Annotated in this window: 17 protein-coding genes; 6 read left to right on the top strand and 11 right to left on the bottom strand. The window is 40.4% G+C overall.

From position 1 onward, the window contains the following. Positions 1-29 precede the first annotated feature (29 nt). Both MNQ98_RS05490 and MNQ98_RS05485 read right to left on the bottom strand, forming a co-directional pair. On the bottom strand, positions 30-866 hold the full coding sequence (locus MNQ98_RS05490; protein WP_241932280.1) for a transporter substrate-binding domain-containing protein: 837 nt from the start codon (positions 864-866) through the stop codon (positions 30-32). A gap of 140 nt (positions 867-1,006) precedes the next feature. Continuing rightward, positions 1,007-1,885 (bottom strand): LysR family transcriptional regulator, encoded by an 879-nt coding sequence (locus MNQ98_RS05485; protein WP_241932279.1) that lies wholly within the window; start codon positions 1,883-1,885, stop codon positions 1,007-1,009. A gap of 298 nt (positions 1,886-2,183) precedes the next feature. Here MNQ98_RS05485 and MNQ98_RS05480 point away from each other — a divergent pair, with 298 nt between their 5' ends. Continuing rightward, on the top strand, positions 2,184-2,726 hold the full coding sequence (locus MNQ98_RS05480; RefSeq protein ID WP_241932278.1) for a GNAT family N-acetyltransferase: 543 nt from the start codon (positions 2,184-2,186) through the stop codon (positions 2,724-2,726). A 795-nt stretch (positions 2,727-3,521) separates the two neighbouring features. Here the strand turns inward: MNQ98_RS05480 and MNQ98_RS05475 are convergent. Beyond that, complete coding sequence (locus MNQ98_RS05475; protein WP_241932277.1) at positions 3,522-4,280, bottom strand: hypothetical protein; 759 nt, start codon at positions 4,278-4,280, stop codon at positions 3,522-3,524. Positions 4,281-4,584: 304 nt separating this feature from the next. Between MNQ98_RS05475 and MNQ98_RS05470 the strand changes: the two genes are divergently transcribed. The 4 genes from MNQ98_RS05470 to MNQ98_RS05455 all read left to right on the top strand — a co-directional run bounded on the left by MNQ98_RS05470 (position 4,585) and on the right by MNQ98_RS05455 (position 8,078). Further along, positions 4,585-5,199: a GntR family transcriptional regulator gene (locus MNQ98_RS05470; RefSeq protein ID WP_241932276.1), complete on the top strand. Its 615-nt coding sequence runs from the start codon at positions 4,585-4,587 to the stop codon at positions 5,197-5,199. A 187-nt stretch (positions 5,200-5,386) separates the two neighbouring features. Beyond that, positions 5,387-6,553 carry a betaine/proline/choline family ABC transporter ATP-binding protein gene (locus MNQ98_RS05465; RefSeq protein WP_241932275.1) on the top strand — a complete coding sequence of 389 codons (1,167 nt, stop codon included), beginning with the start codon at positions 5,387-5,389 and terminating at the stop codon, positions 6,551-6,553. After that, positions 6,513-7,172 carry an ABC transporter permease gene (locus tag MNQ98_RS05460; RefSeq protein ID WP_241932274.1) on the top strand — a complete coding sequence of 220 codons (660 nt, stop codon included), beginning with the start codon at positions 6,513-6,515 and terminating at the stop codon, positions 7,170-7,172. Before MNQ98_RS05465 ends, MNQ98_RS05460 begins: the two co-directional genes overlap by 41 nt. Positions 7,173-7,190: 18 nt before the next feature. Continuing rightward, complete coding sequence (locus MNQ98_RS05455) at positions 7,191-8,078, top strand: glycine betaine ABC transporter substrate-binding protein (RefSeq protein WP_241932273.1); 888 nt, start codon at positions 7,191-7,193, stop codon at positions 8,076-8,078. Positions 8,079-8,133: 55 nt separating this feature from the next. On the opposite strand, the gene MNQ98_RS05450 is transcribed toward MNQ98_RS05455, so the two are convergent. Both MNQ98_RS05450 and MNQ98_RS05445 read right to left on the bottom strand, forming a co-directional pair. Then, a complete protein-coding gene (locus tag MNQ98_RS05450) occupies positions 8,134-9,492 on the bottom strand; it encodes a serine hydrolase (protein WP_241932272.1) in 1,359 nt (452 codons plus the stop codon). Positions 9,493-9,562: 70 nt separating this feature from the next. Next, entirely contained in the window at positions 9,563-10,021 is a 459-nt protein-coding gene (locus MNQ98_RS05445; protein ID WP_241932271.1) for a MarR family transcriptional regulator, read from the bottom strand. 246 nt (positions 10,022-10,267) lie between these two features. On the opposite strand from MNQ98_RS05445, the gene MNQ98_RS05440 reads away from it, so the two are divergent. Then, positions 10,268-11,668, top strand: coding sequence for a helix-turn-helix domain-containing protein (locus MNQ98_RS05440; protein ID WP_241932270.1), 1,401 nt, complete (start codon positions 10,268-10,270; stop codon positions 11,666-11,668). A gap of 298 nt (positions 11,669-11,966) precedes the next feature. On the opposite strand, the gene MNQ98_RS05435 is transcribed toward MNQ98_RS05440, so the two are convergent. The 6 genes from MNQ98_RS05435 to MNQ98_RS05410 all read right to left on the bottom strand — a co-directional run bounded on the left by MNQ98_RS05435 (position 11,967) and on the right by MNQ98_RS05410 (position 14,947). Next, positions 11,967-12,146, bottom strand: a complete 180-nt coding sequence (locus tag MNQ98_RS05435) for an aspartyl-phosphate phosphatase Spo0E family protein (RefSeq protein ID WP_241932269.1) — start codon at positions 12,144-12,146, stop codon at positions 11,967-11,969. 180 nt (positions 12,147-12,326) lie between these two features. Then, positions 12,327-12,467, bottom strand: a complete 141-nt coding sequence (locus MNQ98_RS05430; RefSeq protein WP_241932268.1) for a hypothetical protein — start codon at positions 12,465-12,467, stop codon at positions 12,327-12,329. Then, positions 12,464-13,825, bottom strand: coding sequence for a helix-turn-helix domain-containing protein (locus MNQ98_RS05425; RefSeq protein WP_241932267.1), 1,362 nt, complete (start codon positions 13,823-13,825; stop codon positions 12,464-12,466). Before MNQ98_RS05425 ends, MNQ98_RS05430 begins: the two co-directional genes overlap by 4 nt. A gap of 126 nt (positions 13,826-13,951) precedes the next feature. Then, a complete protein-coding gene (locus MNQ98_RS05420; RefSeq protein ID WP_241932266.1) occupies positions 13,952-14,173 on the bottom strand; it encodes a hypothetical protein in 222 nt (73 codons plus the stop codon). A gap of 259 nt (positions 14,174-14,432) precedes the next feature. Further along, complete coding sequence (locus MNQ98_RS05415; RefSeq protein ID WP_241932265.1) at positions 14,433-14,597, bottom strand: hypothetical protein; 165 nt, start codon at positions 14,595-14,597, stop codon at positions 14,433-14,435. A gap of 5 nt (positions 14,598-14,602) precedes the next feature. Then, entirely contained in the window at positions 14,603-14,947 is a 345-nt protein-coding gene (locus tag MNQ98_RS05410) for a sigma factor-like helix-turn-helix DNA-binding protein (RefSeq protein ID WP_241932264.1), read from the bottom strand. Positions 14,948-15,088: the final 141 nt, after the last annotated feature.

Here is a 15,088-nt window from a genome sequence, read left to right as displayed (position 1 = left end):
GTCTTCATCCCCTTTCCTGGTTTATCCAATCATTTATCCAACGAAGTGAAGTCGGCTCCCAGCCATTCCTTGCTCAGCTTAGCGAGTGTGCCGTCTTGTTTCAGCTCCTTGATTGCCCCATCAATCGCATCCGCCAGCTTCTGCCCTTCCGGATCGCCCTTGCGGTACACGAACAGGATATCCGCCTTCGTTAGAAGATCGCCAGTTGTTTTCAGCTTGCCTTGCGGATCGATAAGCGGCAATGCAAAGTCCGAGCCGATTGTTGCATCCACCCTGCCGGTCGTAATCTGGCTGACGGTATCATTCGCCGCACCGTTCTGATAGACAATGTTAATCGCATTGTTATTTTCCTTGTTATAATTCTCCAATATCTGAGCTGCCGCGCTGGTCGCCCCGGTCAGCACCTTTTTTCCCTTCAGGTCATCCAAAGATTGGATCGTATTATTGTCCTTGCCGACGATGATTTTGTTTTTCCAGTAGGCATAAGGTTCTTTATTAAACAAGTATTTCTCCGTTCTTTCTGGGTTCTTTTCCATTTCGTGGGCTACAAAGTCAATCTTTTTCGTTTCCAGACTTAGCAGCAGATTCGAAAATTCCTGGGTTTGTAAGTCAAATTCGTACTCCGGCAAACGTTGATCGATCTCCCGGACCAGCTCAACGTCAAAGCCGGTCAGCTTTCCGTTCTCATCGATAAAGCAAATTTTCGGAAAGGCCGTGCCTGTACCGACTACAATTTTTTTGACATTTCCTTCAGCTGCGTTCACCGTGCTATCCTTGAGTGTCTCCCCGTTCTTTGTACCTGCTCCGCATCCGGCAATCACCCCTGCCAGCATGATTACGACAGCTACTACGAATGATTTTTTCACGACCTCATCCCCTTTCAATCTCACTTCATTCCACATTTAAACAATTCCTATAGGCTTAGTAAGAATTAATGTTGTCACTAACTTTACCGCGAATTGTCAAACGCGTCTAATAGAGTTTTTCTATTCATCCATACAATTCGTTAATACGATAATTGACCGCCGAGTTCCAGCAGAGATTCCAGAAACTCCGTGTTTTGTCCGGTCATGGAGATTAGATTTGTCTGCACGGAAATGCCCGCCGTCTCGGTAATATCCACCGGAATCAACCTGCCCTCATCAACCTCCTGCTGAGCGCACAGCCCCGGAAGAAAGCAGATCCCCGCCCGCCCCAAGACCAGCTTCTTGGCTGTTTCGGAATTGTCCACCTGAAAGACAATATTCGGCGGCTGCTCCAGACTCTCAAATACCCGGTGAATCCGTAGCCAGTCCAGGGAACCGCACTCGAAAAATACAAGCGTCTCATGCCTTAAATCACGGATCGATGCCCTTTCGGCAGAAGCCAGCGGATGATCTTTATATACGTATAAGCGGATGGGATCTTCAAAGAAAGGATAGGACTGAAATGCCGGATTCATCAGCTTGCGGACGAAGGCAAAGTCAATGTCCTTGGCAGACAGCTTACCGGCAAGCACTTCTGTTGGGGCTGTGGTCAATTTGAAATTGATATCCGGATAACGACGGTTTAGAACCATGAGAAGATGAGGCATTAAGTAATTGGATACCGAGACAGTGCTTCCAATTCTGAGCTCATTAGGCATCGCTCTTTTGGATTGAAGATGATGTTTTCCTTTTTGGAAAGTTTGGAGAATTTGCTGGGCGTAAGGTAGAAACTGTTTGCCTTTGTCCGTCAGATGAATCTGTTTACCCGAACGGTCGAACAGCCTGCAATCAAGCTCGCGTTCCAGCGACTGGATACGTGCAGTCACCGTTGGTTGCGATAGAAACAGAACATCCGCCGCCTTGTTAAAGCTTCCGTAGTGGTTAATGTAGACAAAGGCCTCGATATTTTCGATGTTCAAGGTAACACCTCCGGAAATATGAATATAACCATACTATTCCAATAAATATAGATGGTTTTAACGCGGCGTTCGGTTATAAATTATCCTTATCTTAGGTAGTTGGCAAATTATTGTCAATCGATATTTCGTGCTTCTCGATGTCCTGTAATGAATCATCCTAATAGAATTTTTTAATGTCACCATTAATATTTCTGTTTTCCAATGCGTTTAATTGGTATTAGCTGATATACTGAATCCAACTTATTGGGGTATTGCACCATCTTCTTGAGACTTAATTACCGAAAAGGGAGTGATAGGAATGAATTCAGTACAAAAAGTGATTATACGGGATGCACAGGATTGGGAACGTGAAGCCGTAGCGGAAATAATGCTGGAATCCTATCAGCAGTATGCTCTTGATATGCCGCAGGATCGGTGGAAGGAGTATCGGAATTCGATACGGAACTCTGCATATGGAAATACTCCGTATGCCCGCATCGTGGCGGAACTCGCTGGCGAAATTGTCGGCAGCGTTCAGCTCTTCCTCTCCTCGGAAGCCGCTTACGGGAAGCCGGAAATGGGAATCAACTCTCCAATTATCCGTCTGCTCGCCGTATCTCCATTCGCACGCGGACTCGGGATTGCTACACTTCTGATCCAGGAGGCTGCACGCAGATCCATCCAGCTCGGCGCAACCACCCTGAATCTCCATACCTCCGACATGATGGCCTCCGCTGTGAAGCTGTACGAGAAGCTCGGCTTTGAACGCGCCTATGAAACGGATACGACCAATGGAGAAACCCTTGTCAAAGGATACCGGCTCGATCTGCCAGGATCCTTGCTGCTGCAAAATGTGGTGTGAATAAAAGAATTATTTCATATTCTTTGACACTTAACTTATCCATCGCTATTGCTATAAGCATGGAACTACGGGGATGTCCCAAAAGGTCCATTGACCTAAGAGCATCCCTTTTCTCTGTTGTGAGACGCTACACGTACGAATCGTTCCTCCAACCGCTCTTGCCCCCGAATTTTTTGAATTATTTCTTAGCGGAAAAAATTCGGGGACAAGAGCGTATGCTTTCGATGCGAGCTTTCCTTTGGAAAGCTTTTAGGCAGACGCTAACGCTTCTCCGGAATCGCTTCGTCCTCTCCGCTACATCGTGCACACCCACATTAAAAACTTAAACAAAAAGAAACCGTTCTTTAGTAAAGTGGAGTTACCACACAACCAGAAACAACAAGACTGGGAGCATTGCAGTCAGGATCTTAGCGAATGGCCAAACGGCAGAAATCACAAGTGAAAAACTGGAGAATGCGGTCAAACAGCTGGAAGAAAGACTACAAATGAAACCAAAGGACAAACCGCTTAAGAAAGCGGTTCGCGCACTCCGAAAGAACTTGCTGCCTCGTCTACGAAAATATGAAAAATACGAAGGCATTTTAGGGAATCGAAATAGCTTTAGTAAGACCGACAAAGATGCGACTTGGATGAAAGAAGATCATATGCGAAACGGTCATTGCAGATGCAGGATATGGTGGCGAAGAGAACTACACCTACTTGGAAAGTGAGCAGCTTGAGGCGCTCGTTAAATACAGCACATATCTTAAAGAAAAATAAGAAAAGGCTGACCAATTTATATTGGTCAGCCTTTTCTTATTTTTCAATTGGTTTAACTTCAATTTGATCAACAACGAATTCATTCTTAGCACTATCGAATTTATATGTGACATTGAACTCACACACATATGTGGGGGATACGCCAACAGATCCCGAGATGTTTAATTTTATTTTTTGATTCTCCAATGTATAAATAACTATACCGCCGAAACCAAGCTCATCTTGATTGTAATCTGGCGCTGGATCAAAACCATAATCGAACTTATATTCTTTTCCTTGCGTTTTAACAGTAATTGCTAAAGTATCATCCTTATTTTTAGCAACTTGTGATTCAATTTGACTGGCAACAATGTCCTCATAACTTTGTACTTTAATTTCGGATAAATCCTGGGCATTAACTACATGGATATCAAAGTTATCTAAGCCTGTCCCTCTGCCAGTCTGAATGATAATTACAGCTTCTTCCTTCCCGTCACCTGTAACATCCGTATAGAACACCTGCGGTTCAGTTCCCGTATCACCAGGGGATTTCCAATCAAAGTCTTTTTGGCTTCCATTAATATTTAAGGTTACCCCTTTAACTCCATTCTTCGTTTCCTTAGTAGCATAAAGTTTTACTTCTTCATTTTTTGAAGCCTTAATCAATTTAGCATCAGTCTCTTGCTCAGGCTGCGTTGTTACCTGTTTATTGGGAGATTCGCCTGACCCTTGCGTAACCGTTTCTAGCTTATCTGTACCACATCCCGAAAGCAAAACTGCACTCAACAACAACAATGTACCAATTTCTTTTTTCAATTTCCTTGTGCCCCTTTCATTGTGCCTAGCAGAAATTATATCAAGGTAAATAAGAAGATGAATTACAAAATAATAACAATATTTAGTGATATAGTTAAATATATGTTAACAAACCTCAGGCATCACTTCAAACAATACGCCAAGCCTAAGTTACAACTAGAAATGAGATTCATACTCCACCCTGCTCACATCAAACGTATCTACAAGATCATGCCAACATAATAAAAACACATGACATACAGAGTATAATAAAACTGCTATAATAGTACAGGATATTGCAATTCATAATGGCAGGAGGATCATCGTGCAAGACATCGCTGGTTACAAATCAATTGCGCTTGATATTGCGCAAAGAATCGTGAGTGGTGAATTTGGTGTTCGAAGTAAAATATCAGGTAGGTCATTACTGGCTAGTCAATATCATGTATCCCCAGAAACAATTCGAAAGTCCATTAATTTATTAAAAGAAGAGGATATCGTCTCCGTTTCGCAAGGGAAAGAAATCATTGTTATTTCAGATCAGCGAGCGTTGGATTATTTAACCAAAAATAATTATTTAAAAACCGTCTACTCCTTAAAGCAAGATCTAGAAAATTTGCTGGAGCAGAAAAAGGAAATTGATCATAAATTTGAAAAAGTTATATCCGGGATTATTAATTTTTCGGATCGGCTTCAGAATCTAAAGCCATACCATCCGATTGAGATTAACGTGAGTGAATCTTCACATGTCGTGGGGAAGACCATTGCAAATTTAGAGTTCTGGCAACAGACAGGGGCTACCATCATTGCTTTACGAAGAGGTACCGACATCTCAATATCACCAGGACCTCACGTGATTTTACGAGAAAATGATGTATTGATTGTTGTGGGCGATGGTCAAGTCCATCAGAGAACAACACAATTTATTAATCAACAATAACGGTAGAAAACACAACCATGGTGGTTGTGTTTTTTTTGTATTTTCACAGAAAAAAATGAATTTTCCCATAATTATACTAACAACTTATTTGATAGATGTGGGTTGTCAGTTAAATTTTTCTTTGTTATAGTATTGAAAACGTTTCTAGCCACGGGGGGTGCACCACAGAATGAAGGAGCATGATGCTATGATTAAGTTTGAAAATGTATGTAAAACGTATGCAGACGGATCTCAGGCTGTTAAAAAAATGAATTTTGAAATTCAAGCAGGTGAGTTCATCGTCTTGATTGGACCGAGTGGTTGCGGTAAGACAACGACCATGAAAATGATGAATCGATTAATTCCCCATACGGAGGGGACGATTTCCATAAGAGGCCAAGATATATCTCGACTTAATCCTGTTGAATTAAGAAGAAATATTGGATATGTCATACAACAAGTTGGACTTTTTCCTCACTATACCATTGAAGAGAACATCGCATTAATTCCCCATCTAAAAGGTTGGAGTAAAGAACAAAAACATCAACGTGTTCAACAATTGTTGCAACTTATTGGATTAGACCCCAACCAATTCGCCAAAAAATATCCCCGTGAATTATCTGGAGGCCAACAACAAAGGATTGGTGTAGCTCGGGCATTAGCCGCAGATCCTGAAGTCATTCTCATGGATGAACCGTTCGGAGCTCTGGACCCCATTACGAGAGAACAACTGCAAGATGAGTTGCTGCGATTGCAGAAATCTCTCAAAAAAACCATTGTATTCGTTACGCATGATATGGATGAAGCGCTGAAATTGGGCGATCGCATCGCCGTAATCAAAGATGGAATGTTGCTTCAGATGGATACGCCAGAGAAGCTGCTTAATGAGCCTGCCCATGGATTTGTTGAACAATTTATTGGAAAGAATCGAATCTATCAGAATCCTGCATTTATTACTGTCAAAGATATTATGCGTGAGAACCCGGCTGTTGCTACACCTGACTTATCCCCATCCAGAGCATTTGCTCAAATGAGGAAGCGAAGAACAGATACGCTAATTGTTGTCAATGATCAAGGACAATTTAATGGAATCGTGTCGGCATACGATCTGCAGGCGCGCATGGAATCTATATCTACAATTCAAGAACTAATCATGGATTCTGAATTTTACCTAGATGAGACGGCAACTGCAAAAGATGCACTAATTGCTATTGATGATGCCAAACACGGTATCATCCCTATCGTAACAAGTGAAATGGATGTCATTGGGGTTGTAACAAGAGCGAGTCTATTAACAACATTTGCAGGGCACTGGGCCGGTAAGGAGGAGAACAATGAAGCAGACGCTGTGGGAACAACTCATTCAGCAATTTAGCTCAAGATGGGAAGATCTGTTGGCTTCAATAGGAATGCATATCGAGCTTGTTCTAATCTCTATGCTGATTGCCATTATTGTAGGAGTACCTTTAGGCATATTAGTGTCTCGTGTTCCTTCGTTAAAAAGTTGGGTTATTGGTGGAGCCGGTATTCTGCAAACGATCCCCAGCTTAGCACTGTTAGGTTTTATGATCCCTCTATTTGGAATTGGCATCAATACAGCCATCGCTGCCCTCTTCTTGTATTCGTTATTGCCGATTATTCGGAATACGTATACAGGAATTAAGGATGTGGATGCTGCTACAATCGAAGCGGCCAGGGGCATGGGGATGACAGATATGCAGATTTTGTTTAAAGTCCAGCTCCCGTTAGCGCTATCTGTCATAATGGCAGGGATTCGTACGTCTACGGTTATTAATGTGGGTACGGCAACCCTTGCAGCCTTTATTGGTGCAGGTGGTCTAGGGGATTTCATCTTCTTGGGTATATCTAGAAATATTGATGCTCTTATTCTTCTCGGTGCTGTACCGGCTGCAATTCTCGCTTTAATCCTGGATTTCTTATTAGGCGTAACGGAGAAATGGACAACACCAAGAGGTTTAAAGAATACGAAATAAAAGGGGAGAACGAGAAACATGAAGAAACAATGGTTTGTATTAAGTTTGATATCAGTACTTATGATTTCATTGATTGGATGCAGTTCAGGCAAAGAAAGTAAAGAGACCATCACTATTGGCTCTAAGAACTTTACCGAGAATATCCTATTGGCACATATGATGGCAGATTTAATCGAGAAGAATACCGATTTGGCTGTAGAGCGAAAAGTGAATTTAGGGGGATCCGATATTGCTTGGAAGGCCTTAAAAAGCAATGATATCCAACTCTATCCTGATTATACAGGTACCATCGTAGCTAACTATTATCAACAAGAGACAGGAACTGCGGAAGAGACACTGAACATGACACTTGAACTTGTGAAAAAAGATAAGTTGTCGTTTCCTGCAAATTTCGGCTTTAATAATACATACACTTTAGCAGTAAGTAAAGAAACGGCTGCGAAGTATAACCTGAAAACGTTTAGTGATTTAGCGAAAGTGGCGAATGAGTTGGTATTGGGCTGTGAATTCGAATTTAAGGATCGCCCAGACGGATATCCAGGACTAGAAAAGACCTATGGAATGAGCTTTAAGAAGGTCAGTGCGATGGACCGCGGAATTATGTATCGATCACTGACTGATGGGCAAGTCGATGTTATTAATGCTTTCGCTACAGAAGGTCAAATCAAGGTTCATGATTTAGTAATATTAGAAGATGATAGAGGCTTTTTCCCTCCATACCATGCGGGAACAATCATTCGTGAGGATGTCTTAGTGAAGTATCCAGAACTGGAAAGTACATTAAAAAAACTCGAAGGTGTATTAGATGAACAAATCATGCAAGATTTGAACGCAAAAGTAGATTCTGAAGGCCTTAAGGCTGAGAGCGTTGCACGTGATTTTTTGAAAGAAAAAGGCTTGATGTAAACATGATATTAGAGCCCTTCATAGAACTTATGAAGGGCTCTTGTTCCTTCCTACATTACTCCGCCCGAATGGCGTGATCCTCTGTTCCGTCTTCTTCATAAACAATAAATTTAGAAGCTTTGGCAGGCGTATCTACAACGAACTCCACCTCCACCGGCAAAGACCGGAGAAAAAACCTTACTTCCGATGAAGGATATAGCTCCAGACGCATTTGTCTGTCAGCCTGAAGATACAAACGGTCCTGCTCTACAGTAACCCGTGCAGTTCTGCCATCACTGAGGAGATAAGAACCTGTATAGCGCTCATATATTTTCGGATCAACCTGTACTGCTCTTCTCTTCGCGGGACGTTCCGGAATTTCAAAAGGCTGGTCGAATAAAATATGTTGAACTGCTGCAATAATACTTTGCTCAGATTCATAATCCTGTTCCATATTGCTTAGGTATATAATCGTTTTGCTCTCATCGATATAACGAATCATGAGTGTCGCATACCCCGGCCATCCTCCGCTATGGCTAACGGTCGTCCCCTTTTCCGCATTCTTTTCCAGAATCCAGCCGAAGCCGTAATCATACGTTTCTCCGTTATTCAACTGGACCGGCGTGAAGGCTTGTTTAAGCGTTTCTTCACTTAATATTGTGTCCGAATATAAAGCTTGATCGAATTTTAATAAATCCCCTACCGTAGAGTTCACCGTTCCATCTCCTTGAATGCCATCAAGGTAGATCACATACTGTGTCTCCAAAAGCTGTTCCGGAAGCACATATTCACCCGTAATCGCATCGTAAACATAACCATAAGCATATCCGGAGATTTTCACATTCGAATATCTTCGGTTGTATACCCGCGAATTCAGCATGCCTAGTGGACGAAACAGATATGTGTCCATATATTCGGCGAAGCTCAGCCCCGAAATTCGTTCCACAAGCAATGCCAGCAGGACATACCCGGTATTGCTGTATTCCCATTGTTCATTCGGTAAAAAATAACGCTCCGGCTTATGCTCCATCAACAGGTTTAACACATCTTCATTCATAGCAATCTGTGTATGATCCCAATGCTCCTGGAACAGGTCCATGTAATCGGGCAATCCTGAAGTATGGTTCAGCAGATGCCGTACCGTAATGCCGGGATAAGGGAAATCGGGAAGCCATCGTTCGATAAAATCGTCATAGGCTAGCCGCCCCTGCTCTTTCAATAGCATGATTGCTACCGCAGTAAAAGGTTTGGATAACGAAGCCAGTTCGAACACGGACTCAAGCGTCAGCTTTCTCTTGCTCGTTAAATCCCCATATCCAAATACACCCTGATACAAAATTTCTCCTTGCTCGGCTACACATATCGCTCCGTTCATTTGTTCTTGTTCATGTAAAGCGTTAAATAGCGTCTCTAACTGCTGCTTCTTCAATTTCATTTCCAACTCTCCCTTGAATTTAGTAAGTGAAATTAATTATTAAGGAAACTAACATATATGTTAAAAAAAATTATGTTCTGCTTAATTCCTGCTCCACAATTTCCTTTAACTTAAGTGTTAATTGCAGGAGCTGCTGCACCTCTTCAAACTCCATTTTCGCATAAAACCGTTCAATAATCTCTCTCTCCACCTTATCCTGCTTGGCAAAATAGGTGACTCCTTGCGGTCCTATCTGCACAATAATTTCACGCCGATTTTGGAGATTAATCTCCCGCTTCACGTACCCCATTTTCTCAAGCTTGCCAATAATCTGGCTTACAGCACTAGAGGACACCTCCATCTGATCCGCAATTTCCCGGACGGTCATTCTCTGATGTTTATGAATCAGCTCCAGCAGCAATGCCTGTTTGGTCGAAATCTCATCATCTAATAACGATCGATATTCGTGCAGCAGCAGCGCGTTGATCACATACTCGGCTTCATTCATTTCTTTAACACAACTTACAAGTGCATCATTTATTTTACTCATCTTTAATCATAAACCACCTTTATTGTTAAGCTGTCTAACATATAATAAAATAAGTCTCGAGAAATGACAAGGGCTCACATGAAATAAATAACAATACACTATTACCCAAAATAAACTGCTCTTCAATGATTGTATAAATACATCAAAACAGATAAATATTGACCGCTGGTATATTTATGCATAAACTTACTTATATGAATAATTTCTTGGAAATATTGGGTTTATATCTGGAGGGTGGTATCTTTGATGCCTGCAGACAAGACGATCAGTGCAGAGTTAAGACGCTACATAAAGAAAGAAAATATTAGTATCTCTTCCTTCGCAGATAAATCGGGAATCAATTCAGGAACTCTTAGTAGGATCATCAATGGCAATCAATCCATTTCCGTATCAAACCTTGATTTAATTACAAGAGCAATGAAATTGGAAGAAGGATACTTTTATACTTTATATGCAGATGAATGTTTTATACAATCATCACTTGACTGGAGACGACTTGGGCCGTTTATCATGCGATGTGCTGAACTAGGTAAATTAGAATGTATTGATCAAGTTATTGGTATGATGATGGATAATCTAAGTTATTCTTCTTTGCTCTTCGATAGTGCAGAAACACTATATCAAGACGAAAATAAAGAAGCAGCATTAATTATTTATAAGACAGTTGCCGAAAGTGAAAAATACCAACACGCTGAGCGGTTGGCTTTGTGTCAATACAGGATATTTACATGCTCCTTAAATAAGGACCAGGAAAATAATCTGGAGTGCGCAGTACAGTTTGAATCCTATGTCTCACGCCTTAGTGAAGCAGAGCAATTAGATGCTCTGAAAGATTTAACAAACATATTTCTGTCCTTACGCAAGTGGAATAAAGCAAGATATTACGCACAAGAAATGGGGCGTATCTCCAGAAATCTTTATGAGCAGAAGAATTACAGAAAGAAACGTAACGGAAAACACATAGAGCCGAAAAAACCATTGTTTGGATACATTTTGTACTCCGATTTGCTGTTAGGTGCAATATCTGCTGAAAACGGCGATTACCAGGAGGCACTTTATTATGTATCATGTTATGAGGATCAGAGCTGGATTATAGAAACGGATGAATTAGCTGAACTTACAAAAGATCAGTTCCGGGAATGGGCTATAGGCAACGGTTATCTTTATAGAATAATGACAGGTAATACTACTATACTTGATGAGTATGTAGAATATATCTCTTCCCGAAAAGATGAGATACTAAGGGCATTATTTAAAATCGTTCAAGCAGCAAATTGCTATCATTTTGATATTGATAAGTATCTTGAAAGGTTTGAAGATATTATATCTGATCAACTCGAATTATCAGGAACTATCGGTAGTTACACAGTTCATATTATGGACGATCGCTTTGCAAATTTTCTAACCGATGTCGGTTTATATTATTTGAATAAAGATAATATAAAAAAAGGTTTTAAATATATATTGGAAAGTTTGGTAATCTCGTTTAAAATTAACAATACAGCGAATATGGTGAGGTGCTGCAGCATGATAGAGAATATCCGACGCAAGTTAGATAATTCCGATCTTCAAAAATACGCTGCAATTATGAAGGAGGTTTATAATCCAGATGAAGAAAAAATTAGTGGCGCTATCATTCATCATTAGTTTAGTAGTCGTCCTTATCTTACCAGTTAGTATAAGTTCAGCTGATCAATCAACTTCAATTCCAAAAATCCTCTATTCCGCGAATAGCCATGGTGAGGGTGGTTGGTAATACGATTAATTCTATCAAAGAAAAACGAGCCGCTAGAATCGCTTCTAGGGCTCGTTTCGCGCTTAAGGAGATATATTAACCGCTAATTTCAGCTTTGAGCCAATATAAATATGACCATTTATGAATAAGGGGCCCGTAGATTAAACCAGATACTCGAACCCCATATTATAAGGAAATTATTTGTTTGTTCTAAGCAATTGGCTTCATGCCTTCTCTATATTTAATCCTGTAATATCGATTAATCAGTTCGTCTAAATCCATAGATTGTTTAAGCACTTTGGGGTGCCGCAAACCATACTGCATTTCCATTTGATACAGCAGTTGTCTAGACTCCTCTATTCGCTGCCGTATGACTTCGTCATGTATCATTGATCGCCACCTCCTTATGTAATATTTTAGGATATAATGTAAAAATATAGATTAATAGATGTATTGCATTATCTAATAGATGATCGAATATGACCTATCATTGTTTGGAAACAAAAAGCCAGCCGGGATTCGGCTGGCAAATGATCTAATATTATTTTGAACATTTGTCTGGTAAGAAAATTAACAATCTCCAGCGCCATGATTAAATGTCTGGATAGGAGGCTTTGCAGGAAAAGTACTTACAGGAGAAGCACTTACAGGAATCGCAATCGACATAACTACAAGAGCAGTAGCCAACAGTACAACAATTTTTCTTTTCATTTCTTTTGCACCTCACTAATTAAAATATGGTATCTATGTTGTGCTTCTTTGGATGCCGCATGTCGGAACAGCTCAAATAGTCTTACATACTTGAGGATCGCATCATCATTATGAATTTCTATAGCTGATTCCAGCCCAATCAGTACACACTTTATACCATCCTCATATTTCTCTTTGCTTAAATAATAAGACGCCAGTTCAGTTAAAATAAATGTATACCGATCTGCTTCCACTTGATGAGTGATGGCCCTTGTTTTTGTTTTTTTATCGATATACATAGTAATTTGTAATTCAAACTTCTGCAATATATCGTCTATATTAAAATCAAAGCGATTTGCTGATTGAAGAATTCTAGTTACTGCATGAATAATTTCATTTTCTTGTGATTCAATAAACGCTACATATTCCTGAAGGACTTCAATCTTTCCCATCATAAGATGATATAAGTAAGTGTTCGCCGTAGCCCACATTTTGAACTTCTCTATCAACTGCTGAGCCTCTTCAGTGTCCTCTCTCACCCAGCTCATATCGGAATACAATGTAACATACTTCAAGGCCTGTTCATAATCGCCGTGTTCATCACAGACAGCCGCACGCATTAAATGAGAATATACGATATAAAGAAACAACGGATGTTTAGGCTCTCGATGCTGATCGCTCCTTCTTGCCATTTCATACTTATAATTGTATTGGATTAATGCCTTCCTCCCCATCATAGCGGCCATTTCATCCACTTTATCCCATTGTCTGAGAGAAAAGTACATATTAAGCAAATCCTTTAGCGCATCAAGCTGGTCTATAACATCCAGTCGCTCGACAAAACCCTCAAATCTGGTAGCTGCCCGAAGATTCTGTTCCTGATCATGACCTAATGAGATTGTGAATAATCGATAATGACAAAGGGCTAGCCGCTCGGAATGCTGATATTTCTCGTTTTCGGTAATACTCTCATAAATAATAGCCGCTGCTCCAAGCTTGCCCTGGTTGAAGAAATCCTCAGCTGTATCAAAAAGCGCTGGTATGTAAGAGAGGTTATCCATCATGAGGTGAACGACTCTCTGAATACATTCAAGCTTGTCCAATTCGGCACAGCGGTACAGAAATGGACGCAAACGCCGCCAATTGGGGGATTGAACAAAGCATTCATCTACATATAATTCATAAAAGCTGCCTTCAGGAAGTCCCATAGAAAGTACAATGCGGTCCAACTGCTGCATGGCAATCGGCCTGGTTCCCTTGATGATCGTACTGATCGTCCCGGAGTTAACCTTAGATTTCTCTGCAAATTGATTAATCGTTAGCCCGGTCCTGTGCAGGTAACTTTCCAGTTCTGATCGTATCGTGGTTGTATGTATCAAATCAAACAACCTCCAATAAAACATTAACACTCACAACATCCATAATTTAGTATAACATTTCAATATAAGTAATACTATAGATAATTTTTACACCTGCCAATTAAATCTTGATGAGGTTAAATTTACTCACCCTAAAATAAACAACTTTTTAAGACTATCTAATGCAGATGTAGATGTAACTAACCAAAAAATTACAAAACAAATTATTAAAGAAAAAACAGCATAAATTATTAATTTCCAGTTGAAATTCGATTCTACCTCCATTCCATATTCTAATTTTTTTCGTTTCCGCTTCTTATATTTGCGTGGTCTCCCTCTAAGCAACTCAACTTCCTGAATTTCATTCATACTAATGGTCTCCTCGCATTATCTAAGTTATTCTATTTTCCCAGCCTCTAAACGACACTTCCTTCTATATCTTTTATCGTAATTTCATCAACTAAAATGGAGTCTTAATTATGTTTAGTCAAAAAAATTAAAAAAAGAGCCTCTCCCGCATTACACGGGCAAAAGCTCTATGTATTCCTCTATCATGTCTGATTTATAAGAAACGGGTCGAGTCAAATCAAAGCCATAACAAAACATCCAAGGTTGGAAGAATCTATGGTTATTCTACACTGTTCTTGATATATTCCAGAAGCTCCACTACAATCTCCGATACGGCATCCTCTTGGGGCAATTGAATGAATTGACTGGCACGAACGATATCCTCTTTAAACAAATCTAACAGCTGCACTATCGCTTCCGGATCATCTTGTTGTACTGCACGCACCAATGCTAGGAGCTCACAGTCTGGGACAACTGCTCTATCATTTTTCGTTTCCATTTATTCACCGCCTGTTGGCTCATATTTAATTGACGGGCAACTTCGGATTCGGTCTGATCTTGTATATAAAGTTTATAGATAATCAACTTGCCTTGAGGAGGTAGCGTATTGATGAGTTGTTCAATCATCATTCGATTCTCGGAGCCATCTGTAAAAGAGACAGCCGTTCGTATATATTCTAAATCGTAGAAGGAATGTTCTCGTTTTCTAATCGTTTTGGCACGATATTGAATTCTCCAGCCAATACGGTCAACCTGGACCTTAAGACGTTCGTAGGCCGTCTGCTGTTTATCCATTGTACAATCACCTCTGTTTGGATTCATTTTTATATAAGATGAATTAAGATTCTTAGCCAGCATCACTATGAATGCAGATTATTCTTCCAATCGCTGTTGCCCCCGGATTTCTTTTATAAGTTTATTCAATCGTTGAAATCC

It is taken from the genome of Paenibacillus sp. N3/727 (assembly GCF_022637315.1).
GTDB classification, from domain to species: domain Bacteria; phylum Bacillota; class Bacilli; order Paenibacillales; family Paenibacillaceae; genus Paenibacillus_AQ; species Paenibacillus_AQ uliginis.
This window is presented reverse-complemented; position numbering and strand designations above follow the sequence as displayed.

What these genes read in the sequence shown, in the direction of transcription:
- MNQ98_RS05480 (WP_241932278.1), top strand. Translation starts at nt 2,184, where the DNA reads ATGAATTCAGTACAAAAAGTGATTATACGGGATGCACAGGATTGGGAA.
- MNQ98_RS05465 (WP_241932275.1), top strand. Translation starts at nt 5,387, where the DNA reads ATGATTAAGTTTGAAAATGTATGTAAAACGTATGCAGACGGATCTCAG.
- MNQ98_RS05460 (WP_241932274.1), top strand. Translation starts at nt 6,513, where the DNA reads ATGAAGCAGACGCTGTGGGAACAACTCATTCAGCAATTTAGCTCAAGA.
- MNQ98_RS05455 (WP_241932273.1), top strand. Translation starts at nt 7,191, where the DNA reads ATGAAGAAACAATGGTTTGTATTAAGTTTGATATCAGTACTTATGATT.
- MNQ98_RS05450 (WP_241932272.1), bottom strand. Translation starts at nt 9,492, where the DNA reads ATGAAATTGAAGAAGCAGCAGTTAGAGACGCTATTTAACGCTTTACAT.
- MNQ98_RS05445 (WP_241932271.1), bottom strand. Translation starts at nt 10,021, where the DNA reads ATGAGTAAAATAAATGATGCACTTGTAAGTTGTGTTAAAGAAATGAAT.
- MNQ98_RS05440 (WP_241932270.1), top strand. Translation starts at nt 10,268, where the DNA reads ATGCCTGCAGACAAGACGATCAGTGCAGAGTTAAGACGCTACATAAAG.
- MNQ98_RS05435 (WP_241932269.1), bottom strand. Translation starts at nt 12,146, where the DNA reads ATGATACATGACGAAGTCATACGGCAGCGAATAGAGGAGTCTAGACAA.
- MNQ98_RS05430 (WP_241932268.1), bottom strand. Translation starts at nt 12,467, where the DNA reads ATGAAAAGAAAAATTGTTGTACTGTTGGCTACTGCTCTTGTAGTTATG.
- MNQ98_RS05420 (WP_241932266.1), bottom strand. Translation starts at nt 14,173, where the DNA reads ATGAATGAAATTCAGGAAGTTGAGTTGCTTAGAGGGAGACCACGCAAA.
- MNQ98_RS05410 (WP_241932264.1), bottom strand. Translation starts at nt 14,947, where the DNA reads ATGGATAAACAGCAGACGGCCTACGAACGTCTTAAGGTCCAGGTTGAC.